The 7175-nt window shown below is 46.1% G+C and carries 4 protein-coding genes; all 4 read left to right on the forward strand.

All coding sequences use genetic code 11. From position 1 onward, the window contains the following. Positions 1-1760 (forward strand): efflux RND transporter periplasmic adaptor subunit (locus RMO52_RS07900; protein ID WP_310412658.1); only part of this gene is annotated, 1760 nt, incomplete at its 5' end. An 87-nt stretch (positions 1761-1847) separates the two neighbouring features. Continuing rightward, a complete protein-coding gene (locus tag RMO52_RS07905) occupies positions 1848-4973 on the forward strand; it encodes an efflux RND transporter permease subunit (RefSeq protein ID WP_310412660.1) in 3126 nt (1041 codons plus the stop codon). Between the two features lie 258 nt (positions 4974-5231). After that, complete coding sequence (locus tag RMO52_RS07910) at positions 5232-5729, forward strand: hypothetical protein (RefSeq protein WP_309744325.1); 498 nt, start codon at positions 5232-5234, stop codon at positions 5727-5729. A 204-nt stretch (positions 5730-5933) separates the two neighbouring features. Next, positions 5934-7175 (forward strand): heavy metal translocating P-type ATPase (locus RMO52_RS07915; protein ID WP_310412663.1); only part of this gene is annotated, 1242 nt, incomplete at its 3' end.

Raw genomic sequence — 7175 nt, forward strand, 5'->3', positions numbered from 1 at the left:
CTGCCAAAAAACAAAGCTTGAATGTCGAAATTTCGGCGACTGGGCAAATCGAATTATTACCTAGCAAAAAAGTAGAAGTTACCGCCCCGATTAAGGGCAAACTCGTCCAGCTTTTGGTACAACCTGGAGCGAGAGTTAAAGTAGGACAAATCCTCGCAACCCTCTCTAGCCCCGAACTCAACGACTTGCGAACGAGTTCCCTCGAAAAACGATCGATAGCCCTCGCCAGTCTCCAACAAGCTCAAACCGATCGCAACCTCGCTCAACAGAGCTACCAAAAAATCGTCGAAATCGCCACTGCTGAAACTAATCAGGCGCGGAGCCAATTAACCGCCGCTCAATCTAGATTAGCGCGAGAACAACAACTAGTAAAAAGTGGCTCCATCGTCCGAGCGGCGAAAACTAGCTACCAACGTCAACAACAAATCGCCACTGCGGAAATCAGTTCCGCTCGAACCGAACTAGAGTTAGCCCAGGAACGTTACCAAAAAGATGTAGAACTAGTCAAGAGTGGCGCACTAGCACGTCGTCAGATGTTGGAATCTCAGGCTAAACTAGCCGAGGCGCGAACATTATTAGTTAAAGCGCAAAGTCAGCCAGGAGTAGCCCAAGCCGAAACCGAACTCCGCAAAGCTGAAACCGAATTGCCCCTGCGAGAATTGCGGGATGCTGAAAAGCAGGTAGCCGAAGCCCAGGGGCAACTGGCAAAAGCGACGAACCAAAGATCGGTAGTCGAAGCAAACGCTCAACTTCAAAGAGCGAACTCAGCCGTAACCGCCGCCCAAACTCAGCTCAGACTCAGCGACGCTAGTTATCGCGGGCTGCTGGCACAACTGGGAAATCGAGCGAATGCTCAAGGGATAGTGACCATTACCGCCCCAATCGATGGCACGATCGCCGATCGAGAAATTACGATCGGGCAGTCTGTCGCCGATCCTGGAGTCAAGTTAATGACGATTACCGACGATCGGCAGGTGTTGGCAACGGCGAATATCTACGAGCGCGATTTAGGACGATTGAAAATTGGGCAGCAGGTTACTGTGAAAGTGCCTGGAGCAACCGATTGGGCAAAGCCCACACTTCGTGAACGAGTATTTTCTGGTCAGATTTCCCGAATTGGAACGGCAGTAGACTCTCAGAGCCGTGTAGTACCCGTGCAAGCAACTTTAGATAATAGCCAGGGGCTACTAAAAGCCGGAACGTTCGCCGAAATCAAGCTGGCGACAGGTCAAATTACTACTCCAGCAGTGGTAATTCCGGCTAGTGCGGTAGTAGAAGCAGACCAAGAGAAATTAGTATATGTCAAAAGTGGCGACGGTTATCAGCCCACAACCGTCACCCTCGGACAAACTGTTGGCAATTTAGTCGAAGTCAAGACGGGACTATTTGCTGGGGATTTAGTGGTAAGTCAACGTGCCCCCCAACTCTACGCTCAATCTCTGAAAAAGAAGCCAGCGACTGAGGATAAGGCAACAACAGGAACTAAACCTGACAACGCTGTCAGTCAAAACCAAATACCAACTTATCTCATCTGGGGATTAGTACCTGTTGCGGGCATTCTCGGCGGTAGTGCTTGGTGGTTAAAGAAAAGAAGCGAACGGAACGCCAATAGTTCAACTGATTTTATCGAGCCAGAGGACGAACTGAATTATCTACCCGTTAAGGAAATACCCGCAATTGAGGCAGATCCCAAACAGCATAATTATCCAAACTCCGATCGATATCCACAAATCGGTGCTACTTCGCGGGACGATCGCTGACTCGCTAGCACGGTATCGATATCGATTGCCAATTAATGATGATTATGCTCAATTCGCTGATACTTATCCTCATATCTAACACTAAAAATGCTCGGAAATATCGTTCAGTGGGTAATTAACCGTCGTTGGCTGGTCGTAATCGCCGCTGTTATCGTCTCCTTATGGACAGTTTATGTCATTCCTCAGATGCCGCTGGACGTGTTGCCAGCCTTTGCGCCGCCGCAGGTAGAAATCCAAACCGAAGCACCCGGACTCGCGCCAGAGGAAGTAGAATCGCTAGTAACATTACCGATCGAGAGTGCGATTAATGGTACGCCTGGAGTCACCGCCGTGCGTTCGTCGAGTGCGGCGGGAATTTCAGTAGTGCGGACGGTCTTTGGTTGGTCAACTGACATTTATCAGGCGCGTCAACTGATTACCGAGCGACTGCAACAAGCCGTCAGTAAGCTACCGCCAGGAGTCGAACCGCCCCAAATGTCTCCCACTACCTCGCCCGTCGGTTTGGTGGTGCAGTATGCTGTTACCGTCGCCGATAGTGCTAGTCCAAATTCCCTGATGACAGCGCGGCGGATTGTCGATTGGCAAGTGACAAATCGCCTCTTAGCCGTGCCAGGAGTCAGTCAAGTTTTGGTGTTTGGTGGCGACGAGCGACAGTTTCAAGTATTAGTCGATCCGGTCAAATTAGCTGCTTTTAATATCACTTTAGACCAAGTTGCCCAAGCGACTAAAAAAGCAAATGTTAATGCCGCAGGTGGTTTTTTTATTACTCCCGATACCGAGAGATTGATTCGGGGGGTTGGCAGAATCGAATCGATCGAAGATCTCCAAAAATCGACAATTGTATCCCGTAATGGCACCCCTGTTAGACTGCAAGATGTGGCTGATGTCCAAATTGGTGCGGCATTAAAACGGGGCGATGGCAGTTTTAACGGTAAGCCAGCAATTATCGTAATGGTGAATAAGCAGCCCAGCTATGATACGCCGACTGTCAGCCGTGCGGTGGAAAAAGCGATTGCCGAAATTAAAGTTAGCTTGCCCAAAGACATTAATGTTACGACCACTTTTCGTCAAGATAGTTATATTGAATCTTCCGTCGATAATGTCCGGTCTTCGTTGATTCAAGGTAGTATTATTGCCGCGATTATTCTGCTTCCCTTTCTGTTGAATTGGCGAATTCTGACGGTATGTTTATTAGACTTTTTCTTGACATTGCTATTTGGGATGTTGGTACTGTCGTGGTTGGGAGTTGGTTTGAATACCATGACATTAGGCGGCTTGGCAGTAGCAATTGGAACCGCGATCGATGATGCGATCGTCTATGGTGAAAATACCTATCGTCGTCTGCGCGAAAATAAAGCAGATGGCGATCCACTCACTCCGCTAGAAATCATCTTTGAAGGTTCTGAAGAAGTGCGCGATTCACTCATCGGCGCAACAATTATTGGAATTATTGTCTTCTCACCGATCTTTACCTTACCAGGGGTTGAAGGGAAGATTTTTACGCCGATGGGGATTGCTTATTTAGCAGTAGTTGTTGTTTCTAGTTTAGAATCTTTGCTCGTTTCTCCAGCTTTATGTGCGATTTTATTGCCTGCCACTAAGGTATCGCAGCGAGAACCGTGGCTGGCGAGATTTTGCAAGGCGATTTATGGCGCGTGTTTGAATTTTTCGATGAAAAATCCGCTCTTAATAATGGGAAGTGCTACGGCTTTGACAGTTGCGTCAATGATAGTTATTCCTTCATTTGGCAGAGCATTTTTACCAGAGTTTCAGGAGCAAACGATGGTAAACACATTATTATCCTACCCAACTGTTTCCCTCGAAATTAGCACCAAAGCGGGTCATGTGGTCGAGGAGTCACTGAAAAACGATCGACGGTTTACATTCATTCAAACTCGCGCTGGACGCGCTGCTGGCGACTCTGATGCCGCAGGTGTGAATCTGGCTCACGTTGATGTCGAAATCAGTAAACTAGGGATGCAAAATCGGCAAGAATCGCTCAAAGTAATGCGCCAAGCATTCGAGAAAATACCAGGTGCAGCCGCAAATATCGGCGGGTTTCTACAACATCGAATGGATGAAGTTTTATCGGGGGTACGAAGTTCGATCGCGGTGAAAATTTTTGGTTCTGACTTAGCCGAGTTACGGAAAATTGGGCAACAAGTAGAACAACAAATGGCAACAGTTGATGGTGTTGTCGATTTACAACTCGAACCCCAGTTACCAGTACCGCAGATTCAAATTAAATTCGATCGCGATGCTGCCAGTCGTTACGGGCACACGGTGGGAGATTTGTCTGAGACGATCGAAACTGCCCTCAATGGCAAGGTCGTTTCTAAAGTGCTGGAAAATCAACAATCTTTCGATTTAGTTGTCTGGTTAAAACCAGAAGCGCGGCAGAGTCTAGAAACCATTCGCAATCTCTTAATCGATACTCCCAACAATCAAAAAATCCCGTTAGCTAGTATCGCCAAGATCGAACAAGGAAAAGGGCCGAATACCATCAATCGAGAGAATGTCTCGCGCCTAATCGTCGTTTCAGCTAATGCTAAAGGTCGCGATATCCGCTCGGTTGCTACGGAGATCGAAACTAAAGTTAAAAGCAATGTCCAGTTATCAACGGGATATTTTATTCAATATGCAGGTCAATTTGAAGCTGAAGAACGTGCCAGTAAAAACATTTTAGTTTTCAGCGGGATCGCGTTTGTAGCAATTACTGTCTTGATGTATCTTTCTGTTAAATCGATCCCCTCAACGCTAATGATTATGATTAATTTACCAATTGCTTTGGTAGGTGGGGTCATTGCGGTGGCTCTGACAGGTGGCGTGATTTCGATCGCATCTCTAGTAGGATTTGTATCCTTATTTGGGGTGGCAACTCGGAACGGATTACTGCTAGTAGATAACTATAATACTAAATACGCTGAAGGAATGCCCATGCAGGAAATCATTGTCAAAGGTTCGATGGAGCGATTAAATGCGATCTTGATGACGGCGTTAACTTCGGGATTAGGTTTAGCACCGATGGTATTTCAAGGTGGATCGGGACAGGAATTATTACAGCCGTTATCGATCGTGGTCTTTGGTGGTTTGTTTACTTCTACGGCGATTACATTATTGGTATTGCCCGCTCTATATGCCAAGTTTGGCAAGCATTTATTTCCGAAAAAAGTGGAAGAACCCACAGCAGAACAATTTTCTACGCATATGTAAACTATAGCAAGCTCAAATGTCGATCGGGAAAGAAAATTTGACAACCACAATCGATTAAATAATAGCTGGATTTCTTCATTTCATCTGGATTTCATCTTGGCTATTTATAATAGACAGACCGACTCGATCGGTGAAGTCTATTTCTCTCAAGCGGATCGTTGGCATAGCCTCTCTGAAAGAGAATCGCAAATGAGACATGCAATTTTATGGCGAAAGTCTATTTAATTTCGACAAATATATTCAATTAGGAGTGCGGACATGAAATTATTAACGCCAGGAATTATCCTCTTAGCTAGTGCTGGACTATTATTACTGGTAGCCTGTAGCAAAGAGTCAACAACCAGCGATTCGACTAACCCAAATACTGCTACACCTACAGCGGAAACTGCAACTCCAGCAGCAACGACTACGGCTCAAGCTGAAAGTAGCAAGGGTGGTAAGAGTAATAAGGGTGGGCAAGTAGTAGAGTCGGGTAAATATCACTTAGAGTTCATTCCAGAGAAGGGTATTAATGATACTCACTTAGATTTATATCTGCAAAGAGGTGATATTTATGAAGCTATTACCAATGCGAAGGTCACTGCTGATGTCCAATTACCAGATGGTAAACTGAAGACTATTCCACTTAGTTATGATACCAGTGGTAAACATTATGCAGCAGTATTAAAAGAGAAAGTCACTGGTCAATATCAAGTCAAAATTACTGCAACGATCGGTAGCGATCGAGCTGATGGTCGGTTTAATTTCGATAGATGAATAAAGGATATTTTGGAAGAGGAATCGATTGCCGATTCCTCCTAGAATTTACTCACCCTCTTGACTCTCTAGCTGACTAGAGAGTTGATAATAAGAATAAGTACATTTAGAACGCATACAGCGGCTGGCTACCAAGTAGCGTAGCAAGATCCGCTCGATCTGCGAGATTTAGCCGCTCATCAACATTCTTCACATCAAAAGTATATGGAAGATTTAAATCTCAAGCTCAAAGGGATGAGTTGCGCCTCGTGTGCAAATAATATCGAGCAGGCAATTCTGAATGTGCCAGGGGTAGTAGAAGGTAACGTCAATTTTAGTAGCGATCGAGCAACCGTGCGCTACGATCCCAAACAGACTAATATCAATATCATCACTAAAGCAGTTGTTGATGTTGGGTATGAGGCACAAATTATCCCAGCAGATCTGAGCATTGAAGATGATGCCGGAAATGTGCAACAACAACGAGAGGAGCGAAATCTTCAGCGTAGAGTTTTAGTCGGTGCCATACTCAGTATCCTGCTCGTCATCGGCAGTCTGAGCCATTTCAATCTCACCCTGCCATCCTTCCTCGCTCAACTCGAAAATCCCTGGGTACAGCTAGCTCTCGCATCACCCGTGCAGTTTTGGGTGGGTAGAGAATTTCAAATATCGGCATGGAAGGCATTTCGTCACCGTACCGCTGATATGAATACCCTGATTGCGCTCGGTACGAGTATCGCTTTTTTCTATTCACTTTGGGTAACTCTAAACCCTAATTACTTTACAACCCAAGGGTTATCCGCAGAAGTCTATTATGAAGCGACTGCGATGATTATCACTTTGACGCTGCTGGGAAGATGGTTGGAAAATCGTGCCAAAGGAGCTACCTCATCGGCAATTCAGGCACTGATGGGATTGCAGGCGAAAACTGCGCGAGTGGTGCGAGAAGGTAGAGAACTTGACATTCCGATCGCCGAAGTAGCACTTGCCGATATTGTAATAGTACGTCCTGGTGAAAAAATCCCTGTCGATGGTGAAGTCGTATCGGGATATTCAACCGTGGATGAATCAATGCTCACAGGTGAAAGTTTTCCCGTAACTAAACAAGTCGGCGATGAAGTTGTCGGCGCAACTCTCAATAAAATGGGGAGCTTTCAGTTTCGGGCGACCAAAATCGGTAAAGATACCGCCCTAGCGCAGATCGTCAAACTAGTTCAACAAGCCCAAAATTCTAAAGCACCAATCCAAAAACTAGCCGATAACATCACAAGCTGGTTCGTGCCCGTAATTCTAGCGATCGCGATTACAACTTTTGTAGTGTGGTTTCTGGCGATCGGCAATTTCACGCTATCGATCGTCACAATGGTCAGCGTATTAATTATCGCTTGTCCCTGCGCCTTGGGTCTAGCAACGCCCACATCGGTAACTGTCGGCATCGGCAAGGGGGCGGAAAATGGCATTTTGATC

It is taken from the genome of Chamaesiphon sp. OTE_8_metabat_110, from assembly GCF_031382685.1.
In the GTDB taxonomy this organism is placed as follows: Bacteria; Cyanobacteriota; Cyanobacteriia; order Cyanobacteriales; family Chamaesiphonaceae; genus Chamaesiphon.

Bases quoted from the DNA above. Each gene is read 5' to 3' on its own strand.
- RMO52_RS07905 (WP_310412660.1), top strand. From the start codon at position 1,848: ATGCTCGGAAATATCGTTCAGTGGGTAATTAACCGTCGTTGGCTGGTC.
- RMO52_RS07910 (WP_309744325.1), top strand. From the start codon at position 5,232: ATGAAATTATTAACGCCAGGAATTATCCTCTTAGCTAGTGCTGGACTA.